The sequence below is a fragment of the uncultured Mucilaginibacter sp. genome, assembly GCF_937859865.1.
In the GTDB taxonomy this organism is placed as follows: Bacteria; Bacteroidota; Bacteroidia; order Sphingobacteriales; family Sphingobacteriaceae; genus Mucilaginibacter_A.
The window spans coordinates 13,119-31,667 of record NZ_CALMAT010000018.1; the positions used below are offsets into that span (position 1 = coordinate 13,119).

12 protein-coding genes are annotated in these 18,549 nt (G+C 42.9%); all 12 read left to right on the forward strand.

Features of this window, described 5'->3' with window-relative positions; genetic code table 11:
* Window positions 1-29: 29 nt before the first annotated feature.
* Window positions 30-1,523 (forward strand): polysaccharide biosynthesis C-terminal domain-containing protein, encoded by a 1,494-nt coding sequence (locus Q0192_RS02100; protein ID WP_299285355.1) that lies wholly within the window; start codon window positions 30-32, stop codon window positions 1,521-1,523.
* Window positions 1,520-1,954 (forward strand): dUTP diphosphatase, encoded by a 435-nt coding sequence (dut, locus tag Q0192_RS02105; RefSeq protein ID WP_299285358.1) that lies wholly within the window; start codon window positions 1,520-1,522, stop codon window positions 1,952-1,954. Before Q0192_RS02100 ends, dut begins: the two co-directional genes overlap by 4 nt.
* A 4-nt stretch (window positions 1,955-1,958) precedes the next feature.
* Window positions 1,959-3,701 carry a tetratricopeptide repeat protein gene (locus Q0192_RS02110; RefSeq protein ID WP_299285361.1) on the forward strand — a complete coding sequence of 581 codons (1,743 nt, stop codon included), beginning with the start codon at window positions 1,959-1,961 and terminating at the stop codon, window positions 3,699-3,701.
* The gene (locus tag Q0192_RS02115) at window positions 3,679-4,494 is read left to right on the forward strand and encodes a DUF4292 domain-containing protein (RefSeq protein WP_299285364.1); all 816 of its coding nucleotides are present in this window, start codon (window positions 3,679-3,681) and stop codon (window positions 4,492-4,494) included. Before Q0192_RS02110 ends, Q0192_RS02115 begins: the two co-directional genes overlap by 23 nt.
* Before the next feature lie 21 nt (window positions 4,495-4,515).
* The gene (locus Q0192_RS02120; protein WP_299285367.1) at window positions 4,516-5,781 is read left to right on the forward strand and encodes a peptidoglycan DD-metalloendopeptidase family protein; all 1,266 of its coding nucleotides are present in this window, start codon (window positions 4,516-4,518) and stop codon (window positions 5,779-5,781) included.
* Between the two features lie 55 nt (window positions 5,782-5,836).
* The gene (locus Q0192_RS02125) at window positions 5,837-6,181 is read left to right on the forward strand and encodes a twin-arginine translocase TatA/TatE family subunit (RefSeq protein WP_299285370.1); all 345 of its coding nucleotides are present in this window, start codon (window positions 5,837-5,839) and stop codon (window positions 6,179-6,181) included.
* 31 nt (window positions 6,182-6,212) lie between these two features.
* A complete protein-coding gene (gene tatA, locus Q0192_RS02130; protein WP_299285373.1) occupies window positions 6,213-6,425 on the forward strand; it encodes a twin-arginine translocase TatA/TatE family subunit in 213 nt (70 codons plus the stop codon).
* A 113-nt stretch (window positions 6,426-6,538) separates the two neighbouring features.
* Entirely contained in the window at window positions 6,539-7,969 is a 1,431-nt protein-coding gene (gene gatA / locus Q0192_RS02135; protein ID WP_299285376.1) for an Asp-tRNA(Asn)/Glu-tRNA(Gln) amidotransferase subunit GatA, read from the forward strand.
* Window positions 7,970-7,996: 27 nt separating this feature from the next.
* Window positions 7,997-9,454, forward strand: a complete 1,458-nt coding sequence (locus Q0192_RS02140; protein ID WP_299285379.1) for a lytic transglycosylase domain-containing protein — start codon at window positions 7,997-7,999, stop codon at window positions 9,452-9,454.
* A gap of 88 nt (window positions 9,455-9,542) precedes the next feature.
* Window positions 9,543-11,828, forward strand: a complete 2,286-nt coding sequence (locus Q0192_RS02145) for an NADP-dependent malic enzyme (RefSeq protein ID WP_299285381.1) — start codon at window positions 9,543-9,545, stop codon at window positions 11,826-11,828.
* A gap of 333 nt (window positions 11,829-12,161) precedes the next feature.
* Window positions 12,162-12,749: a Holliday junction branch migration protein RuvA gene (ruvA, locus tag Q0192_RS02150; protein WP_299285383.1), complete on the forward strand. Its 588-nt coding sequence runs from the start codon at window positions 12,162-12,164 to the stop codon at window positions 12,747-12,749.
* A 112-nt stretch (window positions 12,750-12,861) separates the two neighbouring features.
* The coding region (gene sprA, locus Q0192_RS02155; RefSeq protein WP_366518130.1) for a cell surface protein SprA at window positions 12,862-18,549 on the forward strand (5,688 nt) is incomplete at its 3' end.

Below are 18,549 nucleotides of genomic sequence, written 5' to 3' on the forward strand. Positions count from 1 at the left end.
TTACTTCGGCCTTAACCAATCTTCAAAATTTGTCAACGATAAAAAAATTTGCCGGACAAACGGCTATTTATGGTTTAAGTACTGTTTTTTCCAGGGTACTTAATTTTATCCTCACACCTTTATTTGTTTACGTTTACCCAACCAAGGTTTACGGCATATTTACTTATATGTACAGCCTTGCTTCGCTCATCAGCCCTTTGTTGGCTTTTGGGATGGAAACTACTTTTTTCAGGTATCTGAACAAAGCTAATGCAGATAAAGAAAAAGTTTACAGTAACACTTTTTTTACTATTGCTTTTATAGCAGCCTTGTTTTTACTGTTTAGTTTGCCGTTAAGCCACTATTTTGCCAGCTTGATGGGCAACGATGCAAGTGCGGCAGACCAGGAACGGTTTATTCAATACTTCATTTACATTATTGTGGTGGATGCATTGGCGGTTATCCCTTTTGCAAAAGTTCGTGCAGATGGAAGGCCGGTCCGGTTTGGCTGCCTGAAACTAATAAACATCTTCACGTTTGTAGGCTCCAACCTGTTTTTTCTGTTTGTTGTCCCGCATATTATTAAAAGCAACGGTTACGGTACTTCATGGTTGATACAATGGTACCGGCCAGCCTGGATTGGTTATGTGTTTATTTCAAACCTGATTGCCAGCATAATTACCCTGCTGTTTTTACTGCCTGAATTATTACAGCTTCAGTTTCGGTTTGATGGCAGCCTTGTTAAAAACATGCTGCTTTATAGTTTTCCGGTTTTAGTGGCCAATATTTCTTTCATCATCAATGAAAACATTGATAAAATATTTCTCAAAAATTTGTTGCCAGCTTCCCAACAGCAGGATGTTGGCATTTATGGCGCCTGTTGTAAAATCGCCATCTTTCTAAGTATTGCCGTACAGGCTTTTCGTTTGGGCGCCGAACCTTTCTTTTTTAGCCATGCAAAAAATAAAAATTCAGGCGAAACTTACGCCAGGATCATGACCTATTTTGTAATTGCCGTTACCCTGATGTTTGTTGCTTTATCTGCCAATATCGAAATATTAAAAGGTTTTATCAAAGGAAAAGATGCGATACAGCGCGAACTCTACTGGTCTGGTTTACAAGTAGTACCGATACTTTTATTTGGCTACGTTAGTTTAGGTATTTACATGAACCTTTCTATCTGGTACAAACTTTCTGATCAAACACGTTTTGGTTTATACATTTCTGGTGTCGGTGCAATCCTCACCATCGTTTTAAATCTCCTTTTCATCCCAAAATACAGTTACGTTGCTTCGGCCTGGATTTCGCTCATTGCTTATGCTACCATGATGGTTTTATCTTATATTCTCGGCCAAAAAAATTATCCCATTCCGTATCACCTTAAAAAGAATGTTGCTTACCTGCTGGCATCCGTAGTAATTGTGTATTTATCTTTTTCTGTTTTTCACCGAAATTTAATTATTGGCAATTTGTTTTTAATTTTATTTGCAGCAGTAGCTTTATATAATGAACGCAAAGAGCTTCTTTTATTAATTAAAAAATGACCATCCAGATCATCAACAAATCAAACAACAGTTTGCCGGCTTACGAAACCGCACATGCAGCCGGAATGGATTTAAAAGCGAGTTTGGATGAAGCGGTAATTTTAAAACCGATGCAACGGCAATTGGTCCCGACGGGGATTTTTATAGAACTGCCAGTTGGTTTTGAAGCACAAATCAGGCCGAGAAGCGGACTGGCTTTTAAACATGGTATCAGCATTGTCAATTCTCCCGGAACCGTTGATGCCGATTACCGCGGAGAAATTAAAGTGTTGCTGATCAATTTTTCGGAAGTTGACTTTCTTATCCAAAATGGTGACCGGATTGCACAGATGGTGATTGCCAAACACGAAAAAATAGATTGGGAAGCAGTTGAAATTTTAAGCGAAACATTAAGAGGAACAGGGGGTTATGGCCATACAGGCGTACAGTAAAATCATGAAAAATTGTTATCTGTTTTTTGTTTTGATGGGGATGCTGTTTCCGGCAACTGTTTTCGCGCAGCACCAAAAAAACACCGATAAAAACAGTATCGTGATGGTGGTGGGCAAACCTTTGACCCGGCGCGACAGTGTGATTGTAGATGAACTTTTTTACCAGGCTTTGCGCGAAAAAACCATGGAGAATGGGAAAAATGCCGCCACGCTTTTTTCCCAGGTTTTAGAAATTGACCCCGCCAATGCTGCCGGAATGTACGAACTGGCACGTATCCGCAACAGCGAAAATAAAGACGAAGAAGCACGCCAACTGTTGGAAAAAGCAGTAACCGTTAGCCCGGAAAACGAATGGTATTGGCTGGCGCTGGCCGGAAATTATGAAAAGATAAACGACATTCCGAAGCTGGAAAATGTATTTAAGGAACTGATCCGGATTAACCCGGAAAAGCCGGAATATTACAGCAACCAGGCGCGTGCTTTGGTGATGGAAAAAAAGTATGACGAGGCTTTGTCTGCCTATAACCAATTAGAAACGCGTTTTGGAAAAAACGAGGAAAGCATTTCGGGCAAACAAAAAATTTATCTGAAACAAGGCAAACTCGACCTGGCAACGAAAGATTTGGAGCAAATGATCCGCGAAAACCCTATGGAAACGCGTCCGTACCTGCAACTGGCCGAACTGTACAACTCGAACAACCAAAATGATAAAGCTTTAAAAGTTTTGGAAAGCGCGGGCAAAAACAATCCTGATGACGCTTTAATCCATTTGGCTTTGGCCGATGTTTACCGCGATAAAAAAGATTACGCCGCTTGTTTTAACCAGCTAAAAACAGCATTTGCTTTTCCTTCGCTTAAAATAGAAGAAGAGTTGCGGATTATTTCCGGTTACTTCCCCAAATTCCCGGACCCTGAAGCAAAATCAGGCGCGTTGGAACTGAGCCGCATCGTTTCGGTTGCACACCCGGAAGATGCCCGCGCTTTTACGGTTTATGGTGATATGCTGGTGCAAAATGCTTCCTATGTCCAGGCTATTCCGGTTTATAAAAAATCGCTGGCTTTGAATGACCAAACTTATGCCGTTTGGGAGCAGGTGATGCGGTTGGAATTAGGCGAAAACCAGTTCGACCAGGTCATCAAAGACGGCGAAGAAGTGCTTTCACTTTTTCCAAACCAAGCCGTTGCCAATTATTTGGTCGGCGTTGCCTACGCCCAAAAAAGTAGGGTAAAAGAAGCATTGAGTTATTTTAAAAACGCAATTTCCCTCGGTAATACCAATAAAGATTTGTTGAGCCAGGCGTATTCGGGCATTGGCGATAGTTACCATCAGTTAAAAGACGACAAGCAATCAGATGCGGCCTACGAGCAATCCATCAGCAATAATCCGGATAACGCCTACACCTTAAATAATTATGCGTACTATTTATCGTTAAGAGGAGAAAAGTTGGATCGCGCAGCCGAAATGTCTCGCCATAGCAACGAGCTGCAACCCAACACGGCTTCTTTTGAAGATACGTACGCCTGGGTTTTGTTCAGGCAAAAGAAGTATGCCGAAGCAAAAACCTGGATTGAAAAAGCCATCGGCCATAATAAAAACAGCGCGGGCTTGGCCGAACATTACGGCGATATTTTGTATTTTTTAAATGATACAGCATTGGCAGTTAAATATTGGAAAACAGCGAAACAGCTTGGGGGCAATTCGGTTGCTTTAGAAAGAAAAATTAATGAAAAGAAGTATTCTGAATAAAATATTAGCGGCAGCAATTATGTTTTTAGTGTTTGGCTGTAAAGCAAAAAAGCAATTGGTACAGGCAATTGTAAGCCAGCCTGCGGTTACAGATTCTGCTGCTGTGCCGACTGTTAAAACAGATAATAGTAAAAGTGAAAAGTTAGCGGCTATACAAAGCAGGCAAATTAATTTTAATACCTTTTCGGGAAAAGCACGTACACGTTTAGAAATTGACGGAAAAGGTTATGACGTTACATTAAATATCCGCATCCAAAAAAACAAACAGATTTGGGTTTCCATCAGTGCCATTGCCGGCATTGAAGTTGCACGCGCTTTAATTACGCCTGACAGTATCAAGATCATCAACAAATTGCAAAGCGTTTATCTGAAAAAACCTTTCAGTTACGTTTATCAATATACGGGCCGACAAATTAATTACGGAACGGTAGAAGCGATTGTGGTTGGCAATGCAGTTCCGGAGTTTATGAATGCTGATGCGCAAATTTCTGCTAATGGAAACAACACGATCATTTCCGGGATTTTAAACGATTTAGCTTATCAAACTACTTTTGGTGCCGATTTAAAAGTTGCCAGTTTAGGGTTGAGCAACCAAAAGTCTTCGCAAAAACTGGATGTAAACAACAGTAGTTTTATTCAGGCTGATAACCGTATTTTGCCTTCGGTTATTGCAATCAGTTCTGCGGCTGGCCAAAACAGTTTTAAGGCTGATCTGCATTATATCAAAACAGATTTTGATCAAGCGATTGATGCGCCGTTTAAAGAACCAAAAAATTATACTTTGATCAATTAAAACAACAGCCTCAAAGCATTTATGCCGTTTAAAAAAATTGTACTGCTTTTGTTTTTTGTGGTATTTACCATACAGGGTTTTGCACAAAGCAGTTCCGAATTGAAACGCCGGAGGGATAAAATTACCGCCGAACTGGACAAGCTGAACGATGAGTACGACAGGATTTCGCGCGATAAAAGAACTTCGTTAAAGCAATTGAGTTTGTTGAAAGCACAGATTGATTTGCGGGAAGAAAAAATTAAAACGGCCAATTCTGAAATAAGATTGCTTGACCACCAAATCTCTGACAACAGTAATAACGTACGTAGTTTGCAATCGCAGTTAGACCAGTTAAAAAAGGAGTATGCCGCGATGGTTTTGTTTGCTTTTCGAAACCAAAGTTCTTATAACAAGTTGATGTTCATTTTTGCGGCAAACGATTTTAACCAGGCTTACAAAAGGTTAAAATATATGCAGCAATTTGGTGATTACCGGCAGCGACAGGCTAATTATATCCAGGGGACGCAAAAAGAACTGCATGTAAAAATAGTGGAGTTGGACCACGACAAGAAGGAAAAGCACAACATTTTACTCGATCAGGAAAAAGAAAAAGAAAAATTAGGCAAACAAAAAGATAACGAGGCGCAGGTGGTAAATACTTTGAGCCAGCAGGAAAAGCGGACGAAGAAGGAAATGGCGCAGCAAAACAAACTGTTGAGCCAGATTAAAAGGTCTATTGGTGCAGCTATCCGCAGGGAAATTGAAGAAGAAAAACGAAAAGCAGCTGAAGAAGCACGGATTGCAGCGGCAAAAGCCAGGGTTGAAAACAAACCAAATGCGGTAGCAAAACCGGTTTTAAAAGGAACAGATGTGTTGTCGGCAACACCGGAAGCGGCAAAAATGTCAAACGATTTCCTGGGAAACCGCGGACGTTTGCCTTGGCCGGTTTCCAATGGTGCGATTGTTGCACGTTTTGGAATAACTTTTATACAAGGTATCAAAACCGACAATACTGGCGTTGATATTAAAACAAATCCGGGAGCCTCAGTCAGGTCGGTTTTTTCGGGAGAAGTGAGCAAGGTGGAAAATGTTGATGGTTCGTATTTAGTGGTAATCAGGCACGGCGAGTACTTTACGGCTTATATGAATTTAAGGTCGGCCAGTGTTTCAAAAGGGCAGAAAGTAAGTTTGAAACAAAATATCGGCGCGGCAGGTGTTGACCCAGAAAGCGGGGACACGCAAGTGCATTTTGAATTGTGGAAAGGCTTTACGCCGCAAAACCCGCAAAGCTGGATTGCAGATAATTAACACAGTGTTGTTATATTAATTATTGTTTATATTTGTTCATTAAAAAATAACGGTTATGTTAAGTTCAATGTATTTGTTTTTGAATATCGGTACGCCAGAATTGATCCTGATCCTGGGTGTTGCCTTGCTTCTTTTTGGTGGTAATAAATTGCCGGAACTGGCGCGCGGTCTCGGAAAAGGAATCCGTGAGTTTAAAGAAGCTTCAGATGGGGTAAAAAGGGAAATCCATAACCAGATCAACAGTTTTGATGAGGTAAAGATCAACCACGATACACCGGTTGCCAACACAACTTCAACTTCTGTTACTGATGTTGCCCCGCTTGACCAGCCTGAAATTACGCCGCATCAAACCTATCCTTCCGAAAACCATCCGCATTCAACTTCTACCGAAATTAAATAATTAAGTTTTTAACCATTAAATCATAAATATCATGGGTGGATTAGGTGCACCAGAAATCATTTTAATATTAGCAGTAGTTTTATTGTTGTTCGGCGGAAAGAAAATCCCTGAACTGATGAAAGGCTTGGGCAAAGGCGTAAAAGAGTTTAAAGACGCTTCCAACGAACCAACATCCACCACAACTACCACTAACCCTTCTGCAACAACGACTGCAGAACGCAGGGACGAAAAAACTACATTGTAGTTAATTTTTTCGTTACCAAGCATTATAATTTTAGCATAAGCGCAAGCTGTGTATTAACTTACTGTAAATCAACTTCGGTTTATTTACAGTAAGTTTTTTTATATTGGCACCTTATGAAATTTTATTCTTCCCTAAAAGAAGTTCAGGAGGATTTAAGCAGCGGCCAAACTTCGGTTGTTGCTTTGGTCCAATACTATCTGGACAGAATAAACCAGCATCAGGATTTAAACGCCTTTAACGAAGTTTTTGCTGAAGAAGCTTTGCGCAATGCTTCTTTTACCGACCAAAAATTAGCGAACAAAACCGCTGGCCGCCTGGCCGGAATGGTAATTTGCATCAAAGATAATATTTGCTACAAAGGCCATCAGGTTACCGCTTCTTCGCGAATTTTAGAAGGATTTACATCCGTTTTTTCGGCAACTGTTTTAAAAAGGTTATTGGCCGAAGATGCAATCATTATTGGCCGATGTAACTGCGATGAGTTTGCGATGGGCGGCTCAAACGAAACTTCCTACTACGGGCCAGTCAAAAATTTTAGGGATGTAAAAAGAGTATCCGGCGGCTCATCGGGCGGCGCGGCCGTGGCTGTTCAGGCTGATTTGTGTTTGGCCGCTTTGGGTACAGATACCGGCGGTTCCGTTCGGCAGCCGGCTTCTTTTTGCGGCGTTATCGGTTTAAAACCAACTTACGGCCGTGTTTCGCGGCACGGCATTATTGCCTACGCTTCCTCTTTTGACCAGGTGGGGCCGATTACACGTTCCGTTTCTGACGCTGCTTTGCTAATGGAAATTATGGCTGGAAACGATGATTATGACAGTACGGCTGCTTTAAATCCCGTCCCAAAATATACCCAACACTTAAAAAGTACCGGTAAAAGAAGCATTGCTTATATTAAGGAAATTTTGGATAGCGAAGGTGTGGAGCAGGAAATCAAAGACCTGATGCGCCAGAAAATTAAACAGTTAAAAGCCGATGGCCACACGGTTGAGCCTGTTTCTTTTGCTTATCTGGGTTACGTAGTCCCAACTTATTATGTGTTAACTACGGCTGAAGCGTCTTCCAACCTTTCCCGTTATGATGGTGTGCATTTTGGTTACCGCAGCCCTAATGCAACGGATACGGAAACAACTTACATCAAAACACGCACAGAAGGTTTTGGCGAAGAAGTGAAACGCCGCATCATGCTTGGCACGTTTGTGTTAAGTTCGGGCTATTATGATGCTTATTACGCCAAAGCGCAGAAAGTGAGGCGTTTAATCAAAGAAAAAACTGAAGAAATTTTAAGCAAATACAACTTTATCCTCACACCAACAACGCCAACGGCTGCTTTCAAAATCGGCGAAATTGTAAAAGATCCCATCGTAATGTACTTAGAAGATATTTTTACCGTTCAGGCATCTTTAGCCGGAATTCCCGCAATTTCTTTGCCCGTAGGCAACAATGCCCAAAATTTGTCGTTAGGTTTGCAATTACTTGCCCCGGCTTTTGCTGAAGACAAGTTGTTGGAATTTTCGGAATATTTTTTAAAACTTGCATCGGCATAAAAGCCTTCGCAACCTAACTTTTTTTGGATGAAGAAATTTATAGTGTTTACGTGTTGTGTATTGATCGCTGGTTTTAGCCAGGCACAACGCAAAAAATTTGCATCACAGCAAATCAATTTACCGCAACGAGATACAACTATAAATTTAAAAGTTAAACAGGTAGTCAACCTGACTTCTGTTACCCGGGCTACAAAAACTATTCCAACTATTTTGCGCAGCGATACTTTGGTGCCTGTTCCGGTTGTTGATGAACTATTGATGACGTCTTACCAAAACATGGTGTACAAACACCGTCTGGATTCTATACAAAAAAAGATTCCGCTGGACTATAATGAGTACGTTCAAAGCTACATTGACATTTACACGGCGCAGCGGCGAAAAGCTTCCATGTCTAAAATTATCGGCCTGGCCAAATACTACTTCCCGATTTATGAAAAGGCTTTCCGTGATGCGAACATGCCCGAAGAACTTAAATTTTTGTCGGTGGTAGAATCCGCTTTGAACCCCAACGCCGTTTCTCGGGTTGGCGCAACCGGGCCATGGCAATTTATGTTTGCAACAGCAAGATTGTACGGTTTGAAAATGGATAATTACGTGGATGAACGCAAAGACCCGATCCAGGCCAGTTATGCAACCGCCAAATATTTGCGGGATGCCTACAATGATTTTGGCGACTGGCTACTGGCGATTGCTTCCTACAATTGCGGAAAAGGAAATGTGGTGCGTGCCATGCAACGCTCGGGCGGAAATGATTTTTGGTCTATCCGGAATTATTTGCCGGCCGAAACCCGCGGTTATGTTCCGGCTTTTATTGCCATCGCTTATGTGATGAATTTTTACGGCAAGCACCAAATCATTCCCGAAGAATGTAATTTTTCGATTAAAACAGATTCGGTGCTGGTTAACAAGTTTGTTTCGCTGGGCAATCTATCCAAAGCCTTAAACATCGAGCTTTCGGAAATGGCCATCCTCAACCCATCTTACAAAAAACGTATTGTAAACGGCACAGCCGCTAAGCCAAAACGTTTAATTATCCCAAAAACTTCAACTTCTGATTTCGGTAATGTTTACGCTGCGCTGAATGATTTAGACGATGATGTAAAACCAACTTTTGCTTCCAATCCGGAGGACGCAACAGATGCCGTCAGCATAAAATACCACCGGATTAGACGGGGCGAAACGTTATCATCCATTGCCAACCATTACGGTGTGGAAGTGCAGGATTTAAAAGTTTGGAACCATTTGCACCGCCGCGGAATTGTGCCCGGCCAAAAATTGCTGGTAAAAGAAGCATCGGGTAATGAAGTTGCTTCTCCCGAAAAAAAATCAATAAAAAGTTACTATACTTACAAGGTTAGAAGGGGCGATACTTTAAATGTGATTGCTGATAAATACGATGCTTCGGTTGAAAGCATTAAATCATTAAACACGCTAAGGAGCAACCACCTGCATACCGGCATGACGCTTCGGATTAACCGCAGTTAATTTTCAAAACCAAAACCTGTCAAAAAGTCCCGGTACTTCTTTTACCGGGACTTTTTTTACCTGTAAAAATTCATAAACCTAAAAAACGATGAGTAAAAGAAGCAAGGTAGATAACCGTAAACAGGATGCGCTGGATTACCATTCTTCGGGCAGGCCGGGAAAAATTCAGGTGATTCCAACCAAACCTACGCAATCCCAGCGCGACCTTTCTCTGGCTTATTCGCCCGGCGTGGCCGAACCTTGTTTGCGCATTGCCGAAAACCAGGAAGATGCTTATAAATACACGGCCAAAGGCAATTTAGTGGCCGTCATCAGCAACGGTACGGCAGTGTTGGGTTTGGGCGATATTGGCCCGGCGGCCAGCAAACCGGTGATGGAAGGCAAAGGCTTGCTGTTTAAAATTTTTGCGGATATTGATGTGTTCGACCTGGAACTAAATACGAAGAATGTTGATGAATTTGTACAAATTGTAAAAGCGCTCGAACCAACTTTTGGCGGCGTAAACCTCGAAGATATTGCGGCACCGCTGTGTTTTGAAATTGAGCGGAGGCTGAAAGAGGAAATGAAAATCCCGGTGATGCACGACGACCAGCACGGAACGGCCATCATTTCGGGGGCGGCTTTGATGAATGCGGTTGAGATTCAGCATAAAAAACTGGATGAAATAAAAATGGTGATTAACGGTGCTGGTGCGGCAGCTATTTCCTGTTCAAAATTGTATCTCGCCATCGGTGTAAAAAAAGAAAACCTGGTGATGTTTGATAAAGACGGTTTGCTGCACCATGGCCGCACCGATTTAGACGACATCCGCAAACAGTTTTTCACCGACCGCACTGACGTAAATACGTTGGCCGATGCCATGAAAGGTGCCGATGTGTTTATCGGATTATCTGCAGGAAACGTAGTTACGCCGGAAATGCTGCTGACAATGGCCGAAAACCCGATTGTTTTTGCGATGGCCAATCCGGTTCCTGAAATTTCTTATGAATTGGCTACCGAAACCCGCAAAGATTTGATTATGGCTACCGGCCGTTCTGATTATCCAAACCAAGTAAACAACGTGTTGGGTTTTCCTTATATTTTTAGAGGTGCGTTGGATGTCCGGGCAACCGGCATTAACGAAGAAATGAAACTGGCAGCCGTAAAAGCGATTGCCGAACTGGCCAAAATGCCGGTTCCCGAAGAAGTGAATTTAGCTTACAACGCCCGTAATTTTAAGTTTGGCAAGGATTACATCATTCCAAAACCGGTTGATTCCAGGCTCATCACCACCGTTTCTACAGCCGTGGCCAAAGCGGCAATGGATTCGGGCATTGCCGGCAAACATATTTTGGATTGGGATGCTTACCACGAAGAACTCATCAGCCGTTTGGGTAAAGAAGACAAGATTATGCGCAGTATTTCCGGCAAAGCCAAGTTGGAACCGAAGCGCGTGGTTTTTGCCGAAGCAGACAATTACAAAATTTTAAAATCGGCACAAATAGTCCGCGACGAAGGTATTGCCACGCCGATTTTGCTGGGCAATAAAGAAAAGATCAGGGAAATTATGCTGGCCAATGACTTGGATTTGGAAGGCGTGGAAATCATCAACCCGCAATTGACTTCAGAAAAATCCGAAAAGTACGCCAACTTTCTGTTCAAGAAACGCCAACGCCGCGGCATTACTTTGTTTGATGCCCGAAAAATGATGCTCAACCGAAATTATTATGGTGCTTCCATGGTTCAGTTTGGCGATGCCGATGTGTTGATTTCCGGCCTGACCCGTAATTATGCGGCAACGGTAAAACCAGCTTTGCAAGTGATCGGCACAGAACCCGGCGTTAAAATCGTAGCTGGAATGTACATGATGATTACCAAACGTGGCCCTGTGTTTTTTGGCGATACTACGGTAAATGTCAATCCGGATGCACAGCAATTGGTGGATATTACGGTGTTGATCGAGCGGTCTGTCCGTCAATTTGTCAAACCGCGTGTTGCTATGCTTTCTTACTCCAACTTTGGTTCAAATGAAGGCATTGTTCCCGAAAAAACAAGGGAAGCAGTGCGTCTATTACACGAGCAGTATCCGGAAATGGTGGTTGACGGCGAAATGCAGGCCAACTTTGCCATGAACCCAACTTTGCTGAAAGACAACTATGGTTTTTCGAGTTTAAATGGTGCGCCGGCAAATACGCTGATCTTTCCAAACCTCGAATCGGGCAACATTGCTTACAAGTTGTTGCAGGAAATTGGCGGTGCCGAAGCGGTTGGCCCAATTTTGCTGGGCATGAACAAACCGGTGCATGTGTTGCAATTGGGCAGTTCGGTACGCGAAATTGTAAACGTGGTTACCATTGCCGTGGTGGACGCACAAACCAAAGCCGCGCAACACTGATTTTTTACCGGTAAAAACAGTATCAGCTTTTCTGCTTCCTAAAAAATAGTTAGCGCTTGTTTAAAAATCAACACAATAAAAAAACCAATGCTTCTTTTAGCCCATAAAAATTGGTGGTTAGATCAACTTAACCACTTACTGATTTTTAGTTGATAAAAGAAGCATGGGCTGTCATTCCGAGTTTTTTTTCAGAGTTCCTCAATACAAAACAACAAGCCAATATTGTGGGATGCCGAAACAAGTTCGGCATGACAAAAACATAAACACAATGATTTTTAGGCGATAAAAGAAGCATAGAAATATTATCAGCAAAATTTAAAAAGCGACTAACAGATGTACGATTATATCCAGGGAAAACTGGCGTTTAAATGCCCGGCCTACGTGGTGATTGATGCCTGCGGCGTGGGCTATCATATCAATATTTCCCTTCATACTTATGCTGCACTTTCGGTAAACGAAAATAACTGTAAACTCTTTATCTGGCTTCACGTAAAAGAAGACGCACATACGCTGTACGGTTTTGCAGATGAAGGCGAAAGAAGGCTGTTTTTACACCTGATATCTGTATCAGGGATTGGTGCCGGCACTGGCCGCATGATGCTTTCTTCGATTACACCTGCAGAAATACAGCAAGCCATTATAAAGGGCGATGTGCCTTTGATACAGCGGATTAAGGGAATAGGGCCGAAATCTGCACAAAGGATAATTTTGGAGTTGCAGGACAAGTTACGAAAAGAAGGGCCAGATTCTTTGATAACCGTTCCGGTAAGCCATACTGTTAAAGAGGAAGCTTTGTCTGCGTTGGTGATGCTGGGTTTCGCAAAAAATGCAGCCGAAAAAGTGATCGACCAGGTTGTTAAAAAAGAAGAAGAAAATTTAACAGTAGAAAAATTGATAAAATTTGCTTTGAAAAACTTATAATTACTACTTTTTTGCTTAAAGGGTGAAAATATTTACCAGAACGATGTTGTGCGGAGTGTGTTATGTTATAGCCTTTGGTTGTAACATAAAAGTTTATGGGCAACAGGCCCAGGTGGGTTCGGGTAAAAACGATACGGTCAAAGTTAAATCGCCGGTTGTGGATAAGCAATCCAGGAACAATCAGTTGCGGCAAGGTTATTTGCTTCCCGATCCGCCAAACTTAATTAAATCGGTAGAATACGATCCGGCAACAAACCGCTACATTTTAACAGAACGCGTGGGCAATTACAATTACCGGCCGCCGCGTTACCTCACTTATTCAGAATACCTTCGTTTAAAACAAAGCGGCGAAATCAAGGAAAACTGGAAGCATTTGTCTGATCAGTACGCTAAAGATTCGCAGCAGCCCGGTTTTATCCCGCAAATCAAGATCAGGAGTAAAACTTTTGAACAGATTTTTGGCAGCCCGAATATTGATATCCGTCCGCAAGGTTCGGCAGAAGTGATTTTTGCGGGGCAATTGAACAAAAACGAAAATCCGCTTTTCAACACAAGGCAGCGTAACCAGGGAAGTTTTAATTTTGATCAGCGTATCCAAATGAACGTTACCGGTACAATTGGCGATAAATTAAAGATCTCGACCAATTACAATACCGAAGCGCAGTTTCAGTTTGAAAACCAGATCAAGCTGGACTATACCGGTAAACCGGACGAAATTATCCAAAAAATAGAAGCCGGAACGGTGAGCATGCCTTTGCCAACTTCGCTGATTAACGGCAGCCAAGCATTGTTCGGCGTAAAAACAAAACTGCAATTTGGCAAGCTGAATGTAACCAGTATTTTTTCGCAGCAGCAATCGCAAAGCAGGCAAATCACCATTTCAAATGGTTCGCAGCAAGGCGCTTTTAACCTTTCGCCTGCTGATTATGAAGCCAACCGGCATTATTTTTTGTCGCAATACTTTCGCAACAACTACAACCGTGCGCTGGCCAATATCCCGATCATCAGTTCAAACGTTAATATCACCAAAATTGAGGTTTGGGTAACCAACCGGAGCAACAACACCAAAGATTCGAGGGATATTTTAGGTTTTCTGGATTTGGGCGAGTACAATCCTTACAATACTTCTTTGGTTCGAGGCGGCCCTGGTTTTTCTGCTTTGCCGGCCGGTTTTCAAGGCCCGGGTTTTACGCAGCAATCCAACAACTTATTGCAAAACCTGCCTGCCAATGCCCGCTTGACCAACTCCAACGATGTGGCCAATTACTTTCAGTCAACCGGCAGAAATGATAATTACGGCAAGCTTACTTATGCTCGAAAACTATCTGATAAAGAGTTTGTGCTGCATCCGCAGTTGGGTTACATCTCCTTAAATTATCCTCTAAACAACGATGAAGTGCTGGCCGTTGCTTACCGTTATACTTACAACGGAACTGAATATCAGGTGGGAGAGTTCTCGACCGATATCCCGGTTGATCCAAATACACCAAAAGTATTGTACACCAAGTTGCTTAAAAATGAGCTGCTAAAAACAGCATTGCCAACTTGGAATTTGATGATGAAAAACATCTATACGTTGGGCGCTTACCAAATCAGTCCGAATGATTTTAAGTTGACGATTGCGCGTTTAGACGATAAATCGAACATTGAAAAACCCATTATGGGCGAAGGACAGCGAACAGCCGGTAAACTTTGGCTGCAATTAACTGGCCTGGACAATTTAAACCAGCAAAGTGCCAAACAGCCGGATGGATATTTCGATTTTTTGGAAGGGATTACGATAGATTCGCAAAACGGCCGCGTTACGTTTCCGGTGGTTGAGCCTTTCGGTTCTGATTTGGCTAAACAGTTTAACCCGGCAACAGAGCAGGATTTGATCAACCGCTACGTTTACCAACCGCTTTATGATTCTACCAAAACCATTGCCCAGCAGTTTTTTCCGCAGCTAAACCGTTATGTTATCCGCGGAACGTATTCTTCCCAGTCCGGTTCCGAGTTTCAGTTAAATGCGATCAATATTCCGCAAGGTTCTGTGGTGGTTACGGCCGGTACTTTGCGTTTGACCGAAGGTTCAGATTACACGGTTGATTATAACATTGGCCGGATCAGGATCATCAACCAGGCTTTGCTTACTTCCGGCCAACCGATTAATATCAAGTTGGAAAGCAATGAACTGTACGGCATTCAGCAAAAATCACTGTACGGTTCCAGGTTTGATTATAAGCTGAACAACAAATTGAATTTGGGCGCCACCGTCATGCACTTAACCGAGCAGCCCATTACACAAAAAGTAAGTATCGGTGATGAATCCATTTCGAATACCATTTACGGTTTCGACGGAACGTACAGTTCCTCTTCCAGGTTATTGACGCGTTTGGTAGACAAGCTGCCTTTTATCTCTACCAAAGCACCTTCAACCGTAAATTTTAGCGGAGAATTTGCTCAACTGCTGCCCGGCCATCCGGCTGCTTTAAACTTTGCCGGCTCAAACGGAACCGCGTATCTGGACGATTTTGAAAACAGCAGTTCGTTGATTGATATAAAAAGTGCGATCAACTGGCAGCTTTCGGGTACGCCGCAATTGTTTCCGGAATCGCAGTTGGACAACGACCTTTCTTACGGATACAACCGCGCCCGTTTGGCTTTTTACAACATAGACCCGATCTTTTATAACCGCAGCAATTCCCAGGCCCCGGCTTTGCCAGATTCGCGGAACGAGCTTTCCAACCATTACGTGCGCGAAGTTTTAGAACAAGAAGTTTTCCCCTATAAACAAAGCACGACCGGCCAGCCTTTAAGTTTGCCTACGTTGGATTTGGCTTTTTATCCAAAAGTGCGCGGCCCATATAACTTTACTACCAGCGGCATCAATGCAGATGGTACTTTGCAAAATCCACAAAGCCGCTGGGGTGGTATCTTCCGCAGGATGGACAGCAATGATTTTGAATCGCTGAATGTGCAGTACATCGAGTTTTGGGTTTTAGATCCGTTTATTTATAAACCGGCCTCTCCCGGCGGCGACCTTTATTTCAACCTCGGCAGTATCTCTGAAGATATATTAAAAGACGGACGCAAAAGTCTGGAAAACGGTTTGCCGGCAGATGGCGATACTTCCAAAGTGAACCAAACTGTTTGGGGCCGCGTGCCTAAACTGCAGCCCGTGGTACAATCTTTTGATAATAATGCTTCGGCCCGCACTTTGCAGGATGTTGGTTTGGATGGTTTGGGCGATGCCGACGAACGCCAGAAATATGCACCTTTTATCCAACAAATCCGTGGCGTTTTAAATGCTTCTGCCGCTTCGCAAGTTATCAGCGACCCTTCTTCAGATGATTATCTATATTTCCGCGGGCCACAATACGATGAAGGAAACTCCGGTATTTTGCGCCGTTACAGCCAGTACAACGGGACAGAAGGCAACTCTAAAACAACCGAACAATCTAAAGCGGAGTTGGGTTTGGACAATTCGGCTTCTACGTCTTTGCCCGATGGCGAAGACGTAAACCGCGACAACAACATGAGCCAGGCCGATGAGTACTTTCAGTATAAAGTTTCTATTCGACCGCGCGACATGGTGGTTGGCCAAAATTTTATTGCCGATAAAGTAACTTCCCAGGTTAAATTGGCCAACGGTACTACGCAAGCGGTTAACTGGTACCAGTTTCGGGTGCCGATAAAAAGTTATCAGTCTAAAGTTGGCAACATCCAGGATTTTAAAGCCATCCGTTTCATCCGGATGTTCATGACCAATTTTGCCGATACCTCCATTCTGCGTTTTGCAAGGCTGCAACTGATCCGTGGTGAATGGCGCGCTTTTAACACCGAAAACAGTACTGCCAATATTATTGCTGATCCGGCCATCGTTAACCCCACGCTGGATAATTCGACCATTGATGTATCTACCGTAAATATTGAGGAAAACGGAAACCGCACGCCTATTCCTTATGTGGTTCCACCGGGCATTACCCGCCAGCGCGATTACAACAACTACACCACTAACACGCAACTGAACGAGCAGGCATTGCAGGTTACGGTCAAAAATCTGCGCGACGGTTACTCCAAAGCTACTTTTAAAACCTTTGGCAATGACTTGCGCCAGTACAAACAGTTGGAAATGTTTATTCATGCAGAAGGGCCACAATTGATCAATGGCGATGTAAATGCTTTTATCCGTTTGGGTGCAGACTATGTAGATAATTATTACGAATACGAAATCCCGTTGCAGATAACACAGCCCGGCACCCGAGACCCGGATGCCATTTGGCCTGTTTCCAATCGGATGGCATTACAGCTTGATTTACTTACCCGGGCAAAAATAGCGCGTAACAATGCGCTGCTAAACGGTGTATCGTGGCCATTGAACCTGCCTTACACTTTTAGGGACGGCGCCAACAGGGTAACCATTAAAGGGCAGCCGGATTTGAGTCGGCTCCGCACGATCATGCTTGGCGTTCGCAACCCGTACAAAGGCAATTCCCCTCCGGGAAAGGATGACGGCTTGGATAAATCAGCTATTGTTTGGTTTAACGAATTGCGTTTGACTGGCTTTAAAGAGCAAGGCGGCATTGCGGCAACCGGAAGGTTTAATGCAAAACTGGCCGATCTGGCCGACATCAGCGTTTCGGGTAGTAAAAGCACCATTGGTTTTGGTACGCTGGATTCCAGGATCAATGACCGCAGCCGAAGCGATAACCAATCGGTTGATGTTTCGGCCAATGTAGAACTGGGCAAGTTTTTCCCAACAGCTTCCGGTATTAAACTGCCTGTTTATGTCAATTATTCCAACCAAATTATTACACCGCAATACGATCCGAAATCTCCTGACATCGAATTAAAAACAGAACTGCAACAGGTAGCAAAAATTAAAAGGGATTCTATCCTAAACGAAGCCGAAGATTATACCGTTAGAAAAAGCATCAACCTCACCAATATTCGTAAGGTAAAAACAGTACCAAACGCCAAAAGCCATCTTTGGGATGTGGAGAACCTGAGCGCTACTTTTATCTACACGCAATACGAGCACCATGATTTTATTACAGAAAATGCTTTTCAAAAAACTTATGTAGCCAACTTAAACTACGTTTACAACAACCAGCCCAAGTTTTACAGCCCTTTTCAAAAATTGGTTAAAAGCAATTGGCTTAAATTATTCAAAGACATCAACTTTAGCATTTTACCTTCCCGGTTAAACTTTAGTATCGGCATAAACCGTTTTTATTCTGAAAATACGTTGCGCAATAATGACCCGGAAAATTATATTGCCATCCCAACCACTTACAATAAAAATTTCCTGATCAACCGGGTTTATGGCATTGGCTGGACTTTGACGAAATCTTTGCAAATGGATTTTGATGCAACCAATCTGGGCGTGATAGATGAACCTGCCGGGCGGATCAATGGTCTGAAGCAGGATACTTTGTGGAACAACCTGAAAAAGTTGGGCCGAACTGTTAATTACACGCACACCATCAACTTTAACTATACTACGCCAATCAATAAAATTCCGGGTTTTGACTGGACGAACATGACGGTGCGTTACAGCACGCAGTTTAACTGGAATTCGCAGGCGCAGTTTTCTTTAAGCAACCCTGCTTTTAATGTGGGCAATACCATCCAAAACTCCCGTACCATACAACTGAACCCGGTTTTAAATTTTGTTGGTTTGTATAATAAATTCGGGGTTTTGCGCAGTGCCAACGAAGCAGGCAAGGGTGGTTTAGGCAATTTATTTTTACAAATTTTAACCAGCGTAAAAAACATAAGCGGAACTTATACGCGCACTGAAGGGACATTTTTGCCT

Excerpts from the sequence above, each read along its gene's own strand:
- Q0192_RS02115 (WP_299285364.1), top strand. The coding sequence starts at position 3,679 with ATGAAAAGAAGTATTCTGAATAAAATATTAGCGGCAGCAATTATGTTT.
- Q0192_RS02125 (WP_299285370.1), top strand. The coding sequence starts at position 5,837 with ATGTTAAGTTCAATGTATTTGTTTTTGAATATCGGTACGCCAGAATTG.
- Q0192_RS02120 (WP_299285367.1), top strand. The coding sequence starts at position 4,516 with ATGCCGTTTAAAAAAATTGTACTGCTTTTGTTTTTTGTGGTATTTACC.
- ruvA (WP_299285383.1), top strand. The coding sequence starts at position 12,162 with ATGTACGATTATATCCAGGGAAAACTGGCGTTTAAATGCCCGGCCTAC.
- dut (WP_299285358.1), top strand. The coding sequence starts at position 1,520 with ATGACCATCCAGATCATCAACAAATCAAACAACAGTTTGCCGGCTTAC.
- gatA (WP_299285376.1), top strand. The coding sequence starts at position 6,539 with ATGAAATTTTATTCTTCCCTAAAAGAAGTTCAGGAGGATTTAAGCAGC.
- Q0192_RS02145 (WP_299285381.1), top strand. The coding sequence starts at position 9,543 with ATGAGTAAAAGAAGCAAGGTAGATAACCGTAAACAGGATGCGCTGGAT.
- Q0192_RS02140 (WP_299285379.1), top strand. The coding sequence starts at position 7,997 with ATGAAGAAATTTATAGTGTTTACGTGTTGTGTATTGATCGCTGGTTTT.
- tatA (WP_299285373.1), top strand. The coding sequence starts at position 6,213 with ATGGGTGGATTAGGTGCACCAGAAATCATTTTAATATTAGCAGTAGTT.
- Q0192_RS02110 (WP_299285361.1), top strand. The coding sequence starts at position 1,959 with ATGAAAAATTGTTATCTGTTTTTTGTTTTGATGGGGATGCTGTTTCCG.